The organism is Myroides sp. LJL119 (assembly GCF_054871605.1).
On sequence record NZ_JBTXLO010000011.1, the window covers coordinates 58,423 to 81,026 of the forward strand.

Annotated in this window: 11 protein-coding genes; 3 read left to right on the forward strand and 8 right to left on the reverse strand. The window is 33.9% G+C overall.

Going from position 1 to position 22,604, the window contains the following annotated elements; translation table 11 throughout:
• Positions 1 to 38: 38 nt before the first annotated feature.
• The 3 genes from ACYSNV_RS11380 to hmpA all read left to right on the forward strand — a co-directional run bounded on the left by ACYSNV_RS11380 (position 39) and on the right by hmpA (position 13,599).
• On the forward strand, positions 39 to 11,093 hold the full coding sequence (locus ACYSNV_RS11380; protein WP_461762673.1) for an MBG domain-containing protein: 11,055 nt from the start codon (positions 39 to 41) through the stop codon (positions 11,091 to 11,093).
• 4 nt (positions 11,094 to 11,097) lie between these two features.
• Positions 11,098 to 12,138: an outer membrane beta-barrel protein gene (locus ACYSNV_RS11385; RefSeq protein ID WP_461762674.1), complete on the forward strand. Its 1,041-nt coding sequence runs from the start codon at positions 11,098 to 11,100 to the stop codon at positions 12,136 to 12,138.
• A 258-nt stretch (positions 12,139 to 12,396) separates the two neighbouring features.
• Positions 12,397 to 13,599: an NO-inducible flavohemoprotein gene (hmpA, locus tag ACYSNV_RS11390; RefSeq protein ID WP_461762675.1), complete on the forward strand. Its 1,203-nt coding sequence runs from the start codon at positions 12,397 to 12,399 to the stop codon at positions 13,597 to 13,599.
• An 826-nt stretch (positions 13,600 to 14,425) separates the two neighbouring features.
• Here hmpA and ribB read toward each other — a convergent pair.
• The 8 genes from ribB to ACYSNV_RS11430 all read right to left on the reverse strand — a co-directional run bounded on the left by ribB (position 14,426) and on the right by ACYSNV_RS11430 (position 22,455).
• Positions 14,426 to 15,559 carry a 3,4-dihydroxy-2-butanone-4-phosphate synthase gene (ribB, locus tag ACYSNV_RS11395; protein ID WP_461762676.1) on the reverse strand — a complete coding sequence of 378 codons (1,134 nt, stop codon included), beginning with the start codon at positions 15,557 to 15,559 and terminating at the stop codon, positions 14,426 to 14,428.
• A gap of 32 nt (positions 15,560 to 15,591) precedes the next feature.
• Entirely contained in the window at positions 15,592 to 17,076 is a 1,485-nt protein-coding gene (locus ACYSNV_RS11400) for an LptF/LptG family permease (protein WP_461762677.1), read from the reverse strand.
• A gap of 11 nt (positions 17,077 to 17,087) precedes the next feature.
• A complete protein-coding gene (locus ACYSNV_RS11405) occupies positions 17,088 to 17,738 on the reverse strand; it encodes a LolA family protein (RefSeq protein WP_461762678.1) in 651 nt (216 codons plus the stop codon).
• 10 nt (positions 17,739 to 17,748) lie between these two features.
• Positions 17,749 to 20,334 carry an FtsK/SpoIIIE family DNA translocase gene (locus tag ACYSNV_RS11410; protein WP_461762679.1) on the reverse strand — a complete coding sequence of 862 codons (2,586 nt, stop codon included), beginning with the start codon at positions 20,332 to 20,334 and terminating at the stop codon, positions 17,749 to 17,751.
• A 137-nt stretch (positions 20,335 to 20,471) separates the two neighbouring features.
• Positions 20,472 to 20,972 carry a thiol peroxidase gene (gene tpx / locus ACYSNV_RS11415; RefSeq protein ID WP_461762680.1) on the reverse strand — a complete coding sequence of 167 codons (501 nt, stop codon included), beginning with the start codon at positions 20,970 to 20,972 and terminating at the stop codon, positions 20,472 to 20,474.
• 199 nt (positions 20,973 to 21,171) lie between these two features.
• On the reverse strand, positions 21,172 to 21,429 hold the full coding sequence (locus ACYSNV_RS11420) for a DUF6952 family protein (protein WP_461762681.1): 258 nt from the start codon (positions 21,427 to 21,429) through the stop codon (positions 21,172 to 21,174).
• Between the two features lie 15 nt (positions 21,430 to 21,444).
• Complete coding sequence (locus ACYSNV_RS11425) at positions 21,445 to 21,753, reverse strand: thioredoxin family protein (protein WP_461762682.1); 309 nt, start codon at positions 21,751 to 21,753, stop codon at positions 21,445 to 21,447.
• A gap of 63 nt (positions 21,754 to 21,816) precedes the next feature.
• Positions 21,817 to 22,455, reverse strand: a complete 639-nt coding sequence (locus ACYSNV_RS11430; RefSeq protein WP_461762683.1) for a redoxin domain-containing protein — start codon at positions 22,453 to 22,455, stop codon at positions 21,817 to 21,819.
• Between the last annotated feature and the right edge of the window lie 149 nt (positions 22,456 to 22,604).

Below are 22,604 nucleotides of genomic sequence, written 5' to 3' on the forward strand. Positions count from 1 at the left end.
TCATATTGATAATTTAATTTTTTAAAAAAAAGTTATTTATGAGAAGATTGTTTTTTTTCCTGTTTTTATTTTTGTTTTGTTTTAATGCGTTATCCCAGGGTAATTATACGGCTATTTCACCTAGTCAAAACCGTATTTACGTTACCCCTGAAGGTACAGGTAATGGGAGCTCGTGGCAACAAGCCACTACTTTGGCCGACGCGGTGAAGTATGCCTCGGAAAAAAGTTCTTCAAACTTGGAAATATGGGTTGCAAAAGGAACACATAAACCTGCTTACGAGGTAGATTCTGGAAAGCAAGGAAGTAGTCAAAAAGCTGGTTTTTTAGTAATGGGAAACTTAAAAATATACGGGGGATTCAATGGAGATGAGACTCAATTAGATCAGCGTGATTGGTATGTGAATCCCACCATAATCAGTGGCGATTTAAAATCAACCACTCTTGTAAGTGGACGAGGTGAGACCTTGAATATTTCTGGCAATGAATTAAATTCTTACCGAGTTTTTTATCTTTTTGTGGATAAAGAAATTATTATTGATGGGGTTACAATTACAGGTGGACATGCAAAGCTTCAAAATACCATGATTGTAAAGGATAAGCTAATTTCCAATAGTAGAGGAGCGGCAGCTTTTCTAGCATCTATAAGTAGCTCCTCAAAAGGCTCTATTGTATTCTCTAATGTTATTTTTCAAGGTAACCAAGCAAATTTAGGAGGAGGAGCTTTATCTACTTATGAAGGTAGTGGCGCGTCTTTAACATCTGATAATAAAGTAGTTGTTATAAATAGTTTATTCACTCAAAATATGACCAACACAAACGGTGGTGCTATAGAAATTACTCCAAATAGAAATATACAAATTGTAAACTCTACTATTTCTGGGAATTTTGCCCAGAAACAAGGAGGTGCAATTGCATGGAACACTAACCAAGTCGAAAATTCTGAGTTTAATAGCTATATAAGAAATAGTATTATATTTTATAATGCCTCACAAGATGACTTTATGTCTTATTATTATGTAGATGGACTTCTTACTAGAGATCATGTAGATTTTTGTAGCTTTGCTAATAATAAAAATGACAAGGCGGGTGAGTATAGTTTTTCAAGCTCAAATTTAGCTACTGTAATTCCTATTGCGCCAGTTTTTTATCAGAAGGATGATTTGCAATATCCTTATTATTCGGTATCGGTACCCGCAAATTCTAAATTTATTACTAATACAAAGGATGCTTGGTATTTAAATTTAATTAAAGAATATGATTTAGATGGTAGGGATCTAGCTGGTCGTATGCGTTATCCAAAAAATAAGTTTATTCAAGGTAGTTATGAATTATATTGTGATTTTGTCACACCTGCTATTGTGGAGAATGACTTTATTAATTATAAATTAAATCAAAAAGCGGAGCCATTATCCGCACAACCAACTGATCAAGGTACATTAAGATGGTATAATCAATTACCCGACGGTAGTATTGATTGGTCAAGTGGTGTGACCAAGGCACCTACGCCCGGGACAAGTGAGGTAGGACAAATTAATTATTATGTTACCAATAACCTTTCTAATACCTGTGAGAGTGAACCCCAGATAATTACAGTAAATGTGCATGAAATAGTAATCTCTGTACAGCCTGATTTTGCATCCAAATTTTTTGCAGAAGAAGATCCAGAATTACGCTATAGTGTTAATGGCACTTTACCTCAGGGGTATAAACTAATTGGAACCTTGGATAGGGAACCTGGCGAATATATAGGACAATTTATAATTAATAAAGGAACTTTAGCCCTGGAGCCTGAAGATTTGAAAATTGGACTAGAGGTATTACCTGCTTTTTTTACCATTAAACAGGCTACCGTTGAAATTCAGCCACTTGAAGGCCAGTCCAAATTATATGCCCAGGAAGATCCAGTGGAATACCTCTATCAGATAAATAAACCATATAACCAAGAATATAAGGATTATATTACAGGAGGCTTGCAAAGACAACCAGGTGAGCAAGTTGGATATTATCAATTTGAATTAGGGACCCTTAAAAGTGAGGTAGGACCTAATGATATTCCATATTTAAACCTCACCTTAGCCACGGGCAATATCCCAGTGTTTACCATTAATCCTTTAACCATAAAAATCACCCCAGATTCAAATCAGTCTAAAATATATGGCGATCCGGAGCCAAAGATTACCTATACAACCGATCTTGATTCTAGTTCTTTGCCACTTGAAGAAAATCTTTTAATAAGAGCCGATGGGCAAAAAGTGGGACATTATAGTATTTTATTAGATCCGGTTATACAAGAAAAATACCCAAACTATGAATTTATAGTATTAGAGAATTCGGGATTTGAGATAACGAAAAAGAAATTAGAAATCAAGGCTGATAATAAAGAAAAGATTTATGGTAGACCAGATCCTTTGTTAAGTTACACTTTAAATGTCAACTCATTACCTTATCAAGATCAGATGGTTGGAGAATTAACTCGTGATAGTGGACAAAGTGTTGAAAGTTATACTATTACCCAAGGCTCATTAACAATAGAAAATAATGGACAAAATGTCTCAGAAAATTACGATATAGAGTATATTAAAGGTCTTTTAACTATTATTAGCTCTCCACTGACTATTGTGGGTGAGAATGTTACAAAAATATTTGGTGATTCTGATCCAGCGTTTAATTATACCTTGGATGGGGAGTTGTACTATGATGATAAAATAATAGGCAATATTACACGTGAAGAAGGTGAACAGGTTGGAAATTATGAAATTTCTGTAGAGTCTTTACAGCCTATGGATTCTAAAAACTATGCTGTTAACCACACCAATGCAATCTTAGATATTCAACCTGCAATGTTTTCAAATAATATAAAACTACAGGATCCCAAAGTGCTATATGATGGAACACAAAAACAGGTAACTCTAATTGGAGAGTTACCCCAAGGAACCTTAGAGCCAGTTTTTTATTATAGTCAAAATAATGTACCTGTATCCCAGCCAATAAACGCTGGAAGTTATCAGGTTAAGACCTTACTTGAGAATGAAAACTTTGTATCTAAAGAAATTCAAGGTACATTGACTATTGAAAAAGCTGCTATTCAAGGTGTTGAACTTGTGGGTAAATCCTTTGTCTATGATGGTGAGCAAAAGCAATTAACCGCCACAGGAACTACAACCGGTGATCAGGTTAACTACCAAAATAACTCGTTAACCAATGTGGGTAAAAACCAGGTTCAAGCAAACATTATTAGAACCGATAGCAATGGGGATGAAAATTATTGGCCATTGAATTTAGAGGCTTTTTTAGAAATCACACCGGCTACAATACAAGATATAACTTTTGATGATTACTCTGCCGATTATACAGGACAACCAATACAGGTCCCAATAGAAGGAACTAAGGATCGAGATATAATAACCCTAGAATATCGTAAAGTAGGACAAGATAAAATACTTAACCAAGCTATTAGCGCGGGGGAGTACGATGTATATTTAACCCTAGAAAGGGAAAATTACTTTACTTATAAAGATACTGTTAGCTTAACTATTACCCCTGTTGATATTGAAGGATTAGTAGAATTAAACCCGAAGGTTGTGGACTATAACTCCAAAGAGTTTAGTTTGGAATTTACCGGAGATGTTCCTGTTGATGCGACACAGAGTATTTTATATAAAGAGAAAAGTCAATCTCAATATACCTCACAAAAGCCTGTTAATGCTGGAAAGTATGATGTTAAAGGAACTATTAGTGGTGATAATATTAATACCATTGTATTGGAGAGCAGTCTTACCATTAGGCCAATACAAATACCTCAGAGTGATTTAACCCTAGTTGGTTTACAGCAGCAATTCACAGATCAGCCTATTTGTTTAACTCCAACAAGTAAAAATAGTTTAGATCGTCTTGAATTTGAGTCCTATACAAATCAAGATGGGCAAGTCTTTGAACAATGTCCAATGGATGTTGGGACCTATTTTTATGTTGCTGATTTTCAACGCTACAACCTTCAAGAGGTTGACTCGAATTATGTACGAACTGAAATAAGAGATACCTTAATTATTACAAAAGCAGATATTTTAGATGTTGTTCTTCAAAGTAATTACGAGTTTACTTATGATTCAAATGAAAAAAGTATCCAATTTGAAGGAAATATTAAGCCACAGGCTAGTCAAGAGTATACTTATTATGATTCTAATAATAATCCTTTAGATGGGTTTCCAGTTAATGTAGGTGATTATTACCTAGAGGCTAAATTAGATTATGGTGAAAACTACCATGTTTTAAATAAAACTGCTACTATTCAAATTAGCCCTATGGTCTTAGAACTTCAGGCCAATAATGTATCTGTTACTTATGGCCTATCGGATCAAATAGAGTTGAGTTTTACGGTAAAACAAGGTAGTTTAGGTATAAACGATGCGTATTGTAATCACATGGAGCGTGAGGCGGGTAACAATGTGGGGTCTTACACAATATCCCAGGGTGATTTAAGTATTTGTAGACAAGGCCAAGATATGATAGAGCTTGGTAATTACCTTTTGAATTTCTCTGAGGGAGAGTTTGAAATAACCCCAGCAGCATTGCAGATAAAAGCTCAATCTAAGAAAATTGTTTTTTCCCAACCCATTGGAGTATTAGATTATAGCTATAATGGAGAGCTGTTTTACACCGATAAGTTTCAAGGAAATTTGGAGCTTGAAGCCAAGGGTTCTACCGATGTTGGAGAATATGAAATTCAGCAAGGAAGTTTAACCATTATACCCGATGCGAAAAATTATCAAATAGAGTACGAACCTGGAATATTAACCATTGAAAAAGATACTATTAGAAATGTTTTTCTAAGTGATGCCGAATTTGAGTATGACCAGGAAAACAAACGCATTTTTGTGCAAGGGGACTTACCCTCAGATCAAACGAAAGTTAGCTATACTTATTATTTGAATGATAAAATTGTTCAGAGTTGTATCGATGTTGGAAAATATAAGGTTCAAGCAATTGTGAGGGATAAGAATTATGAAGATTTACATCTTGAAGCCTCTTTGGAGATTTTTCCTGCAGAAATTAAAGATGTTTATCTCCCTAGTGAAAGTTTTCAATACGATGGAAATACTAAATCATTGCAGGTGAAAGGTTTGCAGGTGGCCGATAGTGTGTCGTATGTAAATAACGCATTGACAAATGTGGGATCACAAGATGTAACAGCTTATGTAAATCGTGGTGATAATTACCTACAAAAGCAATTACAAGCACAATTAAGTGTTACTCCAGCTCCTATTACAGGTTTAACCTTAAATAATAAAAATGTAGAATATACCGCAGAGCCTATTGAATTAAAAGTAGAAGGGGCTCTTGATACAGATCAGGTAACCTATGTGTATAGTTTAGATGACCAAATTGTTCAGCAGTGTATCTTACCTGGAATATATCAAGTACAGGCAACAGTGAAACGAAATGATAATTATAAAATATGGAAACAAAGTGCAAAATTAACTATAGTACCATCAAATCTTGAAGATGGTCCTGAGTTAAGAGATCAAGAATTCAATTATACCGGGGCAGCCCAAGGTATTTCTTTACAAGGGGATTTACCACCTAATGCTACGGTTAGTTATATTTACAAAGATCAAAATGGTACGCCACTTATGGATTCACAAGGTAGGTATATTAACCCGGTGGATGCCGGAGTTTATTTAGTGCAGGTGAGTATAACGGCCCCTGGATATGAAGATATTGATTTACAGGCTACCTTAACTATTTTACCCATAGAGATTCCAGATTTGGAACTTAATGATTTAACGCAACCCTATACAGGAGAACCAATTTGTTTACAAGTGGAAAATTATCAAAAAGACGATGTTATTTCCTATGTATACCAATCCGATAATCAAGAGTCTGTAGATTGTCCTATTAATGCGGATACCTACAGGGTAACCGCTACGGTGCAAAGACCAGGGAATGGTAATTATTTAACAACAAAACTACAAGGAGAATTAAAAATTACACCAAAAGAAATTCAGGTGACTTTTTCGGATAAACAAGTTGTATACAATGGGGAGAATCAGGAAATAATCTTTAGTGAGATTCAGGATTTGCCTTATGTGATATCGGCTTCTTATACCTATTTTAAAAACGGCAGCTCCCAAGCTCTAGAAGGTACCCCGGTGGATGCAGGTTATTATAAAGTGATCGGAGAATTAGTACTGGATGCCAATTATAAAGATATTACCGAGACTGCTTTTTTAACCATTAAAAAGCGTGAGGTTATGGTAATGGCTGATGATGTACAGACTTTTTATGGAATTGACAAGCAAATTAGTTATAATCTAAGCCCTAATGGGATCGCAAATACCGATACTTATCAAGGTAGTTTATCTTACTCAGGTGATAAAAACGTAGGAATTTATCCAATAACTCAGGGGGATTTTACAATAATTAGAGATAATCAAGATCAAATGGATAATTACTTGGTTTCATATAATCTAGGAAACTATATAATAAATGCCTCTAAGTTAGTTGTTGTGCCTACTGATTCAACCAAGGTTTATAATACCTCTGATCCGAGCTCGTTTTTATACACACTTATCGGGCAGACCTATTATCAGGATAAATTACATGGAGATTTATATAGAGAACAAGGTGAAGATGTAGGTTCTTATGCTATTTTTAGTGATAATATAACGGTGGATAATCCAGGAAATTATGATTTAATAACCCAAGAAGGAAAGTTTACCATAACCAAAGGGACTATGTCGGGATTATCTTTAAATGACCAGGAGTTTACCTATAATCAAAAAACACAAACTATTGAATTAGAAGGTAAATTACCTTCGCAAAACACCAAAGTATTTAATGTATATAGGTTAAATAATCGAGTTTTAAACAACGCAATAAATCAAGGGGAATATACACAAATTACAACCGTTACAGATCCCAATTATAATCAAAAGGTATTTAGTGCAACATTGATAATTTCACCAGCAGAAATACAAGGATTAATTTTTCAAAGTGAAGTATTTGATTACAATGGTAAGCAACATTCCTTACAAGTACAAGGAGCTTTACCAACCGATCAAGTTCTATATAGTGATAACAATGCATTAACCAATGTAGGGATACAACAGGTTACCGCTACCGTTACACGAGACCAGAACTATCAACAAAAGGTGTTACATGCAACTTTGCAAGTTATTGAAGATAATTTAGACCTAACAATTTTAGAGGCATACTCTAGAACTTATACAGGTCAACCAATAGATGATCTACAAGTAATAGGAGTACTTGAGCAAGATACCGTAGAATGGACTTTTAGTCAAAACAATCAACAAGTTAGTCCTATTGAAACCGGAGAATACCAAGCAGAGGTAAGTGTTTTTAGAAATTCAAATTATAATATATGGAAGGGAACCAGTAAATTGACTATTGTAGCTAAACAAGCAGGAGAAATGACTCTAGAGCCAATTCAAGTTGATTACACCGGAAGCTTTATCGGTTTACAGGTTCAGGGAGATATTCCAGATAATGCTTATATTACTTATACTTATACCGATCAAAACAATCTGGTAGTGGAAAGACCTGTGGATGTAGGACAGTATACTTGTGTGGCCGCGATTCACGCACCTAATTTCCAAAGCGAAACCCTTGAAAGTACACTTGTTATCAACCCGGGGGCTATCGTGGGATTAGATATAACCGATAAGTCCACGGTTTATACTGGTGAACCAATTTGTTTACAAGCAATAGTACCACAGATCGATGGGATCTACCTAATTAGTAGTACTTATATGGATTCCCAAGGTAATAGCTCAAGTGATTGCCCAGTAAATGCGGGAGTGTATACCCTTACCCTTGTATATGGGGTTAAAGATAACGGTAATTATAAACCAACCCAGGTGCAAGGTGAGTTGACAATACTTAAGGGGACTGCAAATGAATTTGAGCTAGATGATGCCAGTTATACCTACGATGGTACGGCTAAAACTTTACTAGTTACAGGAATCACTGATCCTAACACTAAAGTCGAATATGCCTATTTTGATGTGAAAAACACCAATACTGCTTTGCAAGATGCTCCTATTAACGTAGGTAGTTATATAGTAAAGGCAACTGTAAATAAAGGAGATAATTATAATCCAATAATACTTGATGGTAACTTGGAAATTTTGGCTCGTGAGTTAGCTATATCTGCAAAAGATACAGGTAAAATCTATGGAGAAAATGACCCAGAATTAGATTATATTATTGAAAATCTTATTGAAAAGGATACCGATCAAATACAGATTACTTTGGAGAGACAGCCACAAGAAAATGTGGGGAAATATGCCATAAATCTAGCCAATATACAAATTAGTGATAATTATAGTTACCATTACCAACCTGGAGTATTTACCATTGGTAAAAAACCAATTACAGTTACAGCTACCAATGCAGTTAAAGAATTTGGCCAAGATGACCCACAATTGCTTTACCAGGCTTCCCAATTAATAATAGGGGATAGCTTTAGTGGTACTTTGGAAAGAGTTTCTGGCCAAGATGTGGGGGTTTATTGCATATTATTAGGTAGTTTAACTGCTGGAGAAAATTACCAAATTCACTACCAGGGTGCTAATTTAACAATTCAGCCTAAAGAACTAATTATTAAGGCTCAACCTGTAACGGTAGTTTATGGACAGTGGTACGAGCAATTGGATTATCAGGTACAAGGATTAGTGGAACCAGACACCCCACAAACGGTTTTAAAGGGAACTTTAGCAACAACCAATAATAAAAATGTGGGGGTTTATGATATAACACAAGGTAGTTTATCATTAGTAGATTCGAATAAAAACTACCAAATTAATTATCAAAAAGCAAACTTTGAAATAACCAAAGCTCCTTTAGAAATTACCGCCTTAAATGCCAAGCAGTCCTATGGTCAGCAAGATTTAAAGTATACCTATAATGTAATGGGTATTCAGTATAAGGAATCCTTAAAGGTTGCTTTAACAGGTGAGTTAGAAAGACAAAGTGGTAATAATGTGGGGTTATATGCAATTAATCAAGGAAGTTTACAGCCAAATAGAAATTATTATATTTCCCGATTTACACCAGCAGAATTAAGTATCGTGGCTGTGGCTGTAAAAGTAAAACCATATAATACGACGGTTTCTTACGCGCAAATGGATCCTGTGATTGATTATCAGCTAGACAAACTATTTTATCAAGATACCAAACAAAGTGTATTTACTGGTGAATTAGCCATTGAACCTACATCGGATGCTTTAATATTTAAAATAGTGCAAGGAACTCTACAGGCAAATGAAAATTACCTAATTGATTTTGATAATTCTTCCAGATTAATGAAAACGCCAGTTGTTTTAACAGTAACGGCTAATAATCAGACAAAAATATACGGAGAGCCAGATCCTGAGCTAAGTTATCAAGTCAAAGGATTGGTACACCAAGATCAGGCCAGCGAGGTATTAAGTGGAAGCTTAAGTGTTAATCATCAAGATTTAGTGGGTAGGTATCCTATTGAACAAGGGTCGCTGGTATCTAGTATTTATTATAGCTTAAATTTTGTGGAGGCAGAATTACAAATCACTCCAGCTAAGTTATCAATAGTGGCCGACTCTCAAACAAAGGTCTATGGAGATAATGACCCAAGTTTTAGTTATCAAATCCAAGGGTTAGTTAATCAAGATCAACCCTGGGATGCACTTTTTGGTGTTCTGCAAAGAGAACCAGGACAAAATGCTAATCATAAATACCAGATCAATTTAGGAGACTTAATATCCAATGGAAATTACATTATTGATTATGTACCTAATTATTTAACTATTAATCAAAGAGAGTTAGTTATTACACCAGAGCTTACACAAAAAACTTATGGCCAACCAGATCCAGTGATACCGTATCAAACTACAGGTCTGCAATATAATCAAACCCCACAACAGGTCTTAAGTGGAGAATTATCACGTGATCAGGGACAAAATAGTGGAACTTATAAGGTAACTATTGGAACTTTAAAATCAGATCCTAATTACTTTATTACCCTAAATCCTGGTGAATTTTTAATTAATAAAGCGGAGCAAAGCATATTGAATTTTGATCAAACCATATTTGTTGATTTTGAACAAAACCAGCAGATTAATTTAAATGCTAGCTCCTCTAGTGGTTTGCCTGTTAGTTATACTTATCAAGACTTGAATCCAGTAGATTTTGTGAAAACCGATCCCCAAGGCCACTTGGAATTTAACTCGGTAGGTAGTATGAGAGTAACTGCACATCAAAGCGGGAATGAGAATTATAATCCAGTTAGTTCTACCCAAAACTTAATTGTTGAATCACAAACCTTGAATATAGATCAATTGATTGTCAATGGACAAGTCTTCAGTAATGTGGATGGTGATTTAACCATTGAACTGGATTGTTTAGAAGATCAACAAGGAGTCCATATCCAGATTAAGGTCAATAAGGGAGTAGAGGTTTGGCCAAGTGATGATATACAAATAGAGGTAGTTAATGGGCAGCCAGTTAACAATCTAGTAGATGTGACTCTTAGCAATGAGAGTGGAAAGACAAAAAAGTACCAGATTAGACTTAACCCTAAGGCGGATACTTCTAAGGTTTTACTGAGTAAATATGATAATTTAATTTTTGTAAATAATAATCCACAAACAAATGGAGGATATCGTTTCTCGGATTTTAAAATTTATAAAAATGATCAGTTAATAGCCTCACAACAAGTTTATAGCCAAGGACAAACCATAGATGATCAAATTGATTTTTCAGCTAATTATTATGCGATTTTAACCACCCAAGATGGTCAGATTCTACAAACTTGTCCAGTTAAATTTGCACCTGAAGATTTGCAAGATGTAAGTATTGCACCAAATCCTGTAAGGCTTAATGAATATTTGGAAATCAACTTTAAATCACAAAACAAAGCTTTTACTAATTCAACTTATCAGTTGTATAATGCAAAAGGACAGTTGTTGGATAAAGGAGTATTAACCCAAAAAGAATCTAAGTTGTATATAAAAAATACTTGGACCCCAGGTAGTTACTTTCTTATTTTGAAGTACGATGGAATTACAAAATCTTTTACACTTTTAATAAAAAATTAAACCTATGAAATTACAAATAAAACCACGTGTTAAAATAACTATTAAAACACAAAGAGTAACACAGATTCTATGTCTTTTTTTATTGCCATTAGTTTTGTTTAGTAGCTATTTTGCTACAGCTTCTGTAAAAGAGAAACAACTAGAATTTTCAAAGCCATGGTTTGGCAATTCTAGTTTAACTTTAGAGAATTTAGAGAACCAATATAAAGTAAATTCAAAGCCGAGTTTGGAGAATTTCGAAAGAGATTTTAGGAGTATTTCCGGTTTTAGTAACTACTACAAAAGTAATTTGGAGGTCTATTTTTTATGGGGACCAAATTTAACCTCCGGTTTATCACATGGTTTTAAAAATAAAGCAGGGAGTAGTTTTGGTATCGGAGCTAATTATAGCTGGGAAATAGATTATGATTGGAAAATTATTAGTGGTTTGGAATTTGGGTTATCTCATAGTAAGTTACAAAGTAAAAACTATGTAGGACAAAATGATTATCAGGATATAGAACAAGAGGAGTTTGTATTTAACTATAGTAGTGATTTGGTTAAAGAAAAATGGACATCGAGTTATTTGGCTATTCCCATTTTAGTAGAATATCAAGTATTTGAACCAGGTGTTCTTTTTATAAGGACTGGTTTTAAGCTAGGGTATAATTTGTCTAATAAAGTAAAAGTAACTGCCTCTAATTTAAATACAAGTGGCTATTTTCCACAATACGATACCACCTTTACCGAGCCTTTATTCGCCGGTTTTGGTGATTTTGGTACCATTTCCCAGACAAAACACGCCGATAAGGATTTTCGGTTTTCTTATGTGTTAGAGGTAGGGAGTACTTTGGTTATTGGGAATTATACTGATTTGGGTATTATGCTTTTTTGGGATTTAGGATTAACCAACCAAGGTTTCTCTAAAGCAGATAAAAAAGATGTTGTTTCTTATCAAGCTCAGGTAAACAATGCAATTGAATTAAATAGTATTTATCAAGTAACCAATAAAAAATTTAAAAACAGTACCATTGGAATTAAAATAGCATACAGCTTTGATTTTTAAAACAAAGTAAAAAAAGGGAGTTGAAAATACCCAAAAATAAAATTCCGAATTACTTTGATAAGTAATATGGAGCCATAAAAACACGTGTAACACCTCGGTTTATTGTTGTAAATCAGTGTGTTGTGCGTGTTTTTTATTTATGAAATACTAGATATATTGTTATTACGGATAAAAGAGTCTTTTATATTTTATTTAAGAGTTTAAATTAGTTTTCTATTTTTTTAGCATTTACTTTTGCTTAAAACCAATTCAGTTATTATGTTAACACAAGATCAAAAACAAATAATTTTGGCTACTGTGCCAGTTTTAAGAGAGTCAGGAGTTGCTCTAACCACTTATTTTTATCAAAGAATGTTTACCCATAACCCAGAGCTTAAAAATATTTTTAATATGGGAAATCAAAAATCAGGTAAACAACAAACCGCACTTGCTATGGCCGTGTTAGCCTACGCAGAGAATATAGCGGATCCTTCTGTTTTAATGCCAGTTGTTAATTCAATAGGTCACAAACATACTAGTTTACAAATAACCCCACAGATGTACGATATAGTAGGGGAGCATTTAATACACTCGATTATGGAGGTATTAGAACTTGAAAAAAACGACCCTATAATCGACGCTTGGACTCAAGCCTATTTACAATTGGCTGGTTTAATGAAAGGGCATGAGAAGGGAATTTACCAAAACAGAGATCAAAAAGCTAATTCTTGGCAAGGTTTCAAGGACTTTAAAGTACAAGCTAAAATTAAAGAATCCGATGAGGTTACTTCTTTTTATTTAGTTCCAAAAGATGGTGGTGAGGTTCCTAGTTTTGAAAGTGGTCAGTATATCAGTGTAAAATTATTTATCGATTCTTTAGATTTATATCAAATTCGTCAATATAGTCTTTCTTGCGCCTCGAACAATAAGCATTTTAGAATTTCCGTAAAAAAAGAAGTAAAACCAAATCCAGATCAAAACGGTATTATTAGTAATTACATCCACGATAAGCTTCACGTGGGAGATACCATTGAGGTAAGTATGCCTTCTGGTGTATTTGTGTTACAAGAAAATAATAAAAACAAAGTATTTATTAGCGGGGGAATAGGACAAACTCCTTTAATGTCTATGTTAGAGGCTTTAGATGGAAACATGCACGATAAAAAGGTTATTTGGATTCATGGTGCCAGAGATACTAATGTGCAGGCTTTTAAAGAAAAAGTGAAGCAATTAACTCTTAATAATTCGAATTTAAAAGTAGTTTCTTTTTACGATAAACACCAAGAGCATCTATCCAAAGATAGTTACCACCAAGGTGTGGTTAATGTAGGGTTATTAAATGATTTACAACTTAATAATGATTTTGAGTATTATTTATGTGGGCCTACTTTATTTTTAGAAAAGCAATTACAAGATTTACAGAAATTGGGAATAAATAAGGAACAAATATTTTTTGAGGAATTTGGACCTGCTACATTATAAGGCAAATTAGAATTAAAGCTTTTGAAAAGGGAAATCAACTGATTTCCCTTTTTTTTGTAAAAATATTTATTTTCTAGTAAATTATATAATTGTTGTAAAATTTATTGAATTATTTTACTTATTAAGAATCTTGTTTTAATGTGTTTGTAATTTTAGTGTTTTTTTATAATTGTTAAAATAGTAGTTCGTTAGATCAATATTCTGTTTTTGTAAAACTAAAGTGTTTTTTACCTATATTAGTGAAGTAATTACATCAAATATGGTAAATCACTTGTTTTAGAATGTGAAATTTTTAGTTAATTTAATAATTAAGGATTGTGTTATAAAGCTAAAACAGTGGTGTTATTTTTTGTAGAGAAAATTGTTTTTCAAGAAAAATCTTAGCGTATTTTAATTCACTAAGTTTTTTTTCAAAGAATTAGATTAATAAAACAATGACCCACAGTATACGCATACTGTAAACAATTTTAAAGGCTATTTGAAATTTGCTTTCTTTTAATGGTATTTGTAGTCTTTATGTGCAGGATTGTTTTTGGTATGTGTTGCTGTGTTTACTTGAGTAAATAAAAGTAATAATTGTTTTAAAAAGTAAGTAATGAAACTTTGTAAAGTTAATTCCACCTTATACATTTAAAGCCCTATAAGGGACTTTTAACGAGATTTTTTTCAATTTGTTTTTTTAAATTTTTTTTGCCCATAATCTTTATGGGCTTTTGTTTTATAATACATGTTATTTTTATCTGCTTTTTATAATTAAAAAAAGGTAGAAATAATAAAGCGCAAAATAGAACTATTTTGCGCTTTATTATTTAAAACTCTATTGTTTTTAGTATTTGGTATACTGACATATTTCAAGGCCATATCCGGTCATACCAACTCGTTTGTTTTGCTCGGAGTTAGTCATCAGATTAATTTTATTTATGCCTAAATCATGTAGTATTTGTGCGCCAATTCCAAAATCCTTATCATCGGTGGCTAACTTGGCCGTATTTAGATCTAATTTTCCTCCTTGTTCTTTTAATAAAGAAAGACGACTAAGTAAACTAGTGCTAGACTCTTCTTGATTGATAAATAGGATAGCTCCTGAACCTTCTTGGTTTATTTTATCAAATGCAGATTCAATTCTTTTGTCCAATTTTCCGCTTAAAGCGTCTAAGATATCATTATTACCAAGCATAGAGTTAATTCTAGTTAGTACCGGTTGGTCACTATCCCACTGTCCTTTACTTAAGGCAATATGAACCTGTTTATTGGTTATTTGTTGGTAAGCTCTTAGTCTAAATTTACCAAAACGTGTATCGATTTCAAAATCCTGTTTCTTTTGGATTAAACTATCGTGTTTCATACGATAGGCAACTAAGTTTTCTATGGAAATAATTTTTAAATCCCACTTTTTAGCAACCTCCATTAATTGTGGTAGTCTGGCCATGGTTCCATCTTGGTTTAAGATCTCAACCAAGATACCAGCTGGTTTAAATCCAGCTAATCTAGCCAGGTCTACTGCAGCCTCTGTATGACCGGTTCTTCTTAAAACACCGCCTTGCTTGGCAATTAAAGGGAATATATGTCCTGGACGACCTAAGTCTTCAGCCTTGGTCTCTGGTTTTACTAGAAATTCAATTGTTTTGGCTCTATCATAGGTAGAAATACCTGTTGTGCAACCATGCCCTTTTAAATCCACAGATACAGTAAAAGCAGTTTGATGCAATACCGTATTGTTGTTTACCATAGGATGTAAATCCAATTCTTTACATCTACTTTGGGTTAAAGGAGCGCAGATTAGTCCTCTACCGTGAGTTGCCATAAAGTTTATCATCTCCGGGGTGACCATTTCTGCAGCGGCGATAAAGTCACCTTCATTTTCACGATCCTCATCATCAACCACGATGATAACTTTTCCTTGGCGAATATCTTCTATTGCCTCCTCGATGGTGTTTAATTTAATGTGATTATGTGACATTATAGTTGTATTTAGTGTTGTTAGTAATACGATTATTGGTTTATTACCTTATCGGTTTGTTTGTCTTTTTTAGTAAAGCGACTCGGTAGGGATTTAAACAAATCAATTAGCCAATCAATTGGAGCCATAAAGTTAACATCTCCATTATCTCTTGTGGCTTGATAGGTTAAATAAATAGCTAAAGGTGTAAGGCTCAATGGGCCCATCCATGCTCCTAAAATAGGATCTATTCCATCCTCTTGCGCTACTTTTGTCCCAAAGGTATTTATAAAGTGATAACTAATGAAGATGATCACCGCGAAAACCATGGGTAGTCCCAATCCTCCTTTACGAATGATGGCTCCTAGTGGAGCGCCGATGTAAAACATTAAAAAACATGAAAAAGCAATAACAAATTTTTGATATAATGCCAAGTAATGGGAATTAATGTGTTTTTTCTGGGCCAAAATAGTAGCATCATTGGTATCGGCATTGAAAATTAAATTACTCGTGTACTCTTGCGAGGTCTGTAAAATTCTTTGTTGTTGGGTTAAAGAGAAGTCTTGTAATATGTCCTTTGGAGCAACTTTGTAATACGTATCTTTATCCTGGGTTTGTATGCTGGGTTGAAAAGGATATAGGTTTTTTATGCGAAGTGTTAAATTATCTACATTAGATTCTTTGTTGTTTTGAAGAGTCGTTTGTAGAGAATCTATGGTATAATTAAGCTGAGATACATTTAACATATGGTGGGTATTACTAATGGCATCTTGGTCATCCTGACTTGGATTTAATGCACTTAGGTCCATGTTTAGCGTGTATCTATCAAACTTGGCTTTAATAAAAGGATGCTTTTTCTTTTCATTATAGCTTTTTGCCTCTATATCTTCATAATAATTTCCATCTATTAAATGTAGTTTAAGTATGTTACTACCTTCATTGGATTCCAATTCACCACTTATGGAACGAATTAACGCTTTATTTTCAAAACCTCCATTGTTTCTTATATGCATAGTCACATTGTCAAGGTACTGCCCCTTGTCACCTGTTTTTTGATCTACTTTAATATTGGCAGATCCAATTTCATTAAACTGACCTGCTGCAATTGCCATAGCTGGTTTAGTTTGCATGATCTCACGGCGAAGATTAATGAATTTATACTCTGCTTTAGGAATTACATCATTGGCAAACCAAAAAGAAATACCAGCTAAGCAAAATATAAATATCGATAAAGGACGCATGGCGCGATTCAAAGAAATCCCAGAGGCTTTCATGGCTGCAAATTCATAGTTTTCTGCCAAAGAACCAAAGGTCATAATAGAGGCTAGTAATACCGATAGGGGTAAGACTAACTGTACCATTTTTGGAGAATAAAAAAGAAGGAATTGAATCACAACTAATACATCCAAGTCCTTACCGGCTAGTTCGGTGATAAATAACCAAACTCCTTGTAAGATGAAAATAAAATATAATATAGCGAACACGGTCAATAAGGTGCTAGCGAAACTTGTTAGAATATAGCGGTCTAGTATTTTCACAAAAAATAAAACTAATCTATTTTATTAATATAATAATCGGGATATGCCGATTGTGTAAAGGTAAAATGATTTTTTGACATAGGTTGATTTGTTTGCAAAGAATTAACCACTAGGCTTGACTTTGTGCCGTTTTTATAAGTAGTGACTTGTGAATAGACTGTTTTACTAGTGTCATCTATTCCCAAGATGATGCTTTTAATATTGCTTTTTTGATCAACAGGGGTTAGGGTTATATATTGAATTTTTTTACCATCTATATTGGCCGAGATATCCCATTTGAAATTATATCCAGTTTCAAAGAATTTTAATAAATCCGAAGGAACTAAGTTATCGGTATTATCCTTTGAGTAGTTACTAATGGTAATCTCTTGGTCTTCTTTGGATATGGTATAAACTTTTTTGCCATCAAATAATTTGGTTACATCCATAAACTCTAGTACATACAAGTCTCCTTGGAGATCTAAGTGACCTGTTGTATGGTAATCCGAGCCAATACTACCAGAGGAATTACTTTGGTAGGTAAAGTCCAAAGAAATATTCTTGTAATTACTTGTCTTTTTACTTACTTCGGAAAGATAATTTTTAGCTCTTTGACTTGATTGAGCCATAATTTGGGTAATCCCTAGAAATGTTATTAGGCTATATAAAATTATTTTTTTCATGATTTGTCTTTTATTCAGATTGATTCAAAAATTGTTCCAAACTCGCTAAATCTGGAATGTTAACGCTTCTGGCTTTACTGCCCTCAAACGGACCAACAATACCAGCTGCTTCTAATTGATCAATTATTCTTCCAGCTCGGTTGTAACCCAGTTTTAATTTTCTTTGCAAAAGAGAAGCCGAGCCTTGTTGAGCTGTTACTATAACCTCTGCAGCTTCTTTAAACAATGCATCCCTTTCACTTATATCTATATCTAAGGAAGAACTAGAATCTTCCCCAACGTATTCAGGTAATAAGTAGGCTTGTGGATAAGCTTTTTGTGCGCCAATATAATCTGTTAATTTCTCTACCTCGGGAGTATCTACAAAGGCACATTGAACACGTACCAAATCATTTCCTTGGGTGTAAAGCATATCTCCACGACCAATTAATTGATCAGCTCCTTGACCATCTAAAATAGTTCGAGAGTCGATTTTGGAAGTTACCCTAAAGGCGATTCTTGCCGGGAAATTGGCTTTTATAATTCCTGTTATAACATTAACAGAGGGTCTTTGGGTGGCAACAATTAAGTGAATACCAATGGCCCTGGCCAATTGCGCTAAACGGGCTATAGGTGTTTCAACATCCTTACCAGCTGTCATTATTAAATCGGCAAACTCATCAATTACAAGTACAATATAGGGTAAAAAGCGATGTCCGTTTTCGGGATTTAATTTACGCTGTTTGAACTTCTCGTTGTATTCTTTAATATTTCTTACCATCGCGTCTTTTAATAAAGTATAACGGTTGTCCATTTCAATACACAAGGAGTTTAAGGTATTTATAACCTTGGTGTTATCTGTTATAATAGCATCCTCACTATCGGGTAGCTTGGCCAAATAATGACGCTCGATTTTATTAAATAAAGTCAGTTCTACTTTCTTGGGGTCTACCAAAACAAACTTAACTTCTGCAGGGTGTTTTTTGTAAAGTAATGAGGTTAAAAGGGCATTTAATCCTACAGATTTACCCTGTCCGGTTGCTCCGGCCATTAGTAAATGGGGCATTTTTGCCAGATCAACAACAAAGGTTTCGTTGGAAATTGTTTTTCCAAGGGCAACCGGAAGTTCCATCTCTGCGTTTTGAAACTTAGGCGAGGCAATAACGCTTTTCATCGATACAATTGATGGTTTGGTGTTGGGAACCTCAATACCTATGGTTCCTTTACCCGGAATAGGGGCAATAATACGAATACCCAAAGCAGCTAAAGAAAGTGCAATGTCGTCTTCTAAGTTTTTAATTTTTGAAATTCTAACACCAGCCTCTGGGATTATTTCATACAGGGTAACAGTAGGACCGACCGTTGCTTTGATTTGTGCAATATCAATTTTATAGTTTTTTAAAGTATCTACAATATTGTTTTTATTAGTCTCTAGCTCTTCTTGATTGATAGTTATACTAGAATTACCATATTCTTGTAGGATTTCAATGGAAGGAAACTTATAATTGGAAAGTTCTAATGTAGGATCAAATTCACCAAAGTCTTGTACTAATCTAGCAGCTAGATTCTCCTCTAGGGTTTGCTCCTCTAGGGTTTGTTCAATAACAAATTCCTCTTTGCTAGATTGATCCTCTGGCAAAGACTGTGGAGTTTTTGTGTTTGAATTATTTGAATCCGATTCAAAAACAGGCACTGTATCTGAGTCTGTTTTTTCTGTTTTTTTAATTAAAAGCTCCTGATTATTTATAAAAGGCGTGCTTTTCGAATTATCAAACTCTGATTTATCTTGTAAATCAGGCTCCAAAGCAGTTTGTAAATCTATTTGATTATCTGTGGATTGCACCGTATTGTTACTGGTGAGACTTTGTTCTACTGTTTGTTGTTGATCTACTACTTGTTGATTTTCTAAATCATCTAAAGGTTGCGATGTGATAATATGGTCTTGAAATTCTTTGTGCTGTTTTTTACTTTTTTCAAGCTGGTTTTTCACATAAAGTTTAAATCTCTCTAAATTGGCTTTTATTTTAGCTCCAGAGGGTTTAAAGCGATATAACACAAAGGTGATGGTAAAGAAAAGAACAACTAAGAAAGTTCCAAAAGTTCCTAGATAATCCGTCAAATAGGCATTTATCTCATAGCCAACACTTCCTGCTAGTATTGGATTTGAATTCCAGAAAAAACCAAAGAAAATACTTAATAGTACCATGGCAGCCACATCCCAAAAGATAACGTTTTTAATGCGTTTTGATTGGATGCCAAAAATGGCATATATTCCAGCATGTATTAGTAAAATAGCCAGTAAAATGGCCGAAATACCAAAACCTTGATAAACTAATAAGTGCCCTATATAGGCCCCAAATTTTCCAAGGGTGTTAACCACAGGTAATTCTCGATCCCCTAAGGCATGTAAATTACTTTGGTCTATAAAACCTGTAGATAAATACGATAAAATCGATATTAAAAGAGCAACTCCTAATAAAACAATTAAAATTTGTAATAAGAATCGTACTTTGAATAGGGAAGTGCTATATTTTTGATTTGCTTTTTCAGTGGGCTTCTTTGTTTTCTCAGAAGCTGTTTTTGTCTTGACAGATGTAGATTTATTTTCTTTATTCATTTTTTCCTATTAGCTTTTTATGGCAAGTACAAAATAGTTATAATTATGGTGGTGTAACTAAATAAACAGTTATTAATGGCTTTGGTTCAAGTTTACTGGAACATGACCATTAATAACTAAGTTTATTTTGTAAGGAATTATGCTAAAACTTCTAATGCTTTGTCATAATCGGGTTGGTCTGCCGTTTCACTAACTTGTTGGGTGTAAATCACCTTTTTTTGTTCATCTAGAATTACTACCGATCTTGATAAAAGACCCTTTAGTGGACCATCTATAAAAGTTACTCCGTAGTTTTTACCAAATTCTCCTTCTCTAAAATCAGAAAGCATTTCTACGTTTTCAATACCTTCCGCTCCGCAAAATCTAGCCCCTGCAAATGGTAAGTCACGAGACACACAAAGTACTACTGTGTTATCTAATGCAGCCGCTTTTTTATTAAACTCTCTTACCGACATAGCACAAGTTGGCGTGTCTACACTCGGGAAAATATTAAGAACAATTCTCTTGCCTTTGTAATTGGCTAAAGTTTTGTCTTGTAGGTCTGTGGAAACTAACGTGAAATCCGTAGCTTGTTGTCCAACACTTGGAAGTTCACCAATGGTGTTAAACGGGGTTTGTTTTAAAGTTACCTTTGCCATAATTTATAGTTTTAATACTAAACAAAAATAGGCAAAATAAAATAAAGTATACCTTTTTCAAAGGCTATAAATCCTAGCAAATTAATAGCACTTTTTTACTGGCCATAAAAGGATGATTTGTTTTGTGTAAAGCAAAAAAGGCAGGGAGTTTACACCCCCTGCCTTTTGTATGGTTTTTTAAAAAACTTTATTTTTTAGACTATTTATCTATAGAGCCTAAAACTCTTTTCATAAAAGTGTTTAAAGCTTCTTTTTGCGTTGCACCTTCTTTAATTAGTTTTTGAACCTCAAGTGCGCCATACATATTTGAGATAAGCTCACCAATTACATCTAGTTCTTCGTCTTTTAAAGAAGGAACCTCTGTAAGGTTTTCTAAAACCTCAATAGTTTCGATTATATAGTCTTGATCATTGTCCTCGATAAACTGAGTTAAATGTTTGATTACAGGTAATTTCATGTGGTAAAATTTAAATTAAGCAATCTGATTAACTAACTCGTTTAAAACCTCTGCTTTGTTAGTTTGAGCTTGGTCGACTAATTTACCGTTGACAAAGGTTGCAAAAGTAGGTAGGTTAGTAACCTCTGCTAATTTTCTTGATTCTGGGAAGTTTTCCGCATCTGCAATTACAAATGTGATGTCTTGCTTCTCGCTTGCCAATTTTTTAAACTTAGGCTTCATAATTCTACAGTTACCACACCAAGATGCAGAATACTGAACAACTACCTTTTCATTTGAGTTTACTAATTCTTGTAAATTGTCTTTATCTAGTTCTAAAAGCATATTTTTTAAATTTAATGGTTACTAAAATACCGGGTTTGCAATGAATTGTTTTTTACTGTTTTATTAGTGTTTGCTTAAGTATTCAGCTACACCAGTTCTATCTGCATTCATCGCATCTTTTCCTTCTTCCCAGTTTGCTGGACAAACCTCTCCAAATTTTTGTACGTGAGAATATGCGTCAATTAATCTTAAGTATTCGTTTACGTTTCTTCCCAATGGCATATCGTTTACAGATTCGTGGAAGATTTTTCCTGATTCGTCAACTAAATATGTCGCTCTGTAAGTAACATTAGATCCTTGGATTTGAACTGAATCTAATTCCTCGTCGTAAAGCTCACTTTCAATATCTAAGATTCCTAATACAGATGATAAATTTCTTTGGGTATCTGCGATAATTGGGTAAGTAACTCCTTCAATTCCTCCATTATCTTTAGCTGTGTTTAACCAAGCGAAGTGTACTTCGTTTGTATCACAAGATGCTCCAATTACAATTGTATTTCTTTTTTCGAATTCTGGTAAAGCTTCTTGAAAAGCGTGTAACTCTGTAGGACATACAAATGTGAAATCTTTAGGGTACCAGAATAATAAAACTTTTTTATTGTTTTTTGTAGCCTCTTCTAATACGTTGATTCTTAAGTTATCACCCATTTCAGAAATTGCATCAACTGTAATGTTTGGGAATTTTTTACCTACTAATGACATAATAATTTTTTTTAAAAGTTAGTATTATATGTTGTTGTTAATTTTCTAATGCAAATCTACCACACAATAATCACCTTGTAAATACATTTTGATTATTGTTTCTTATCTTACTATAAGAAAAACTTATGTAAGGCTTTTCAATACGTAGC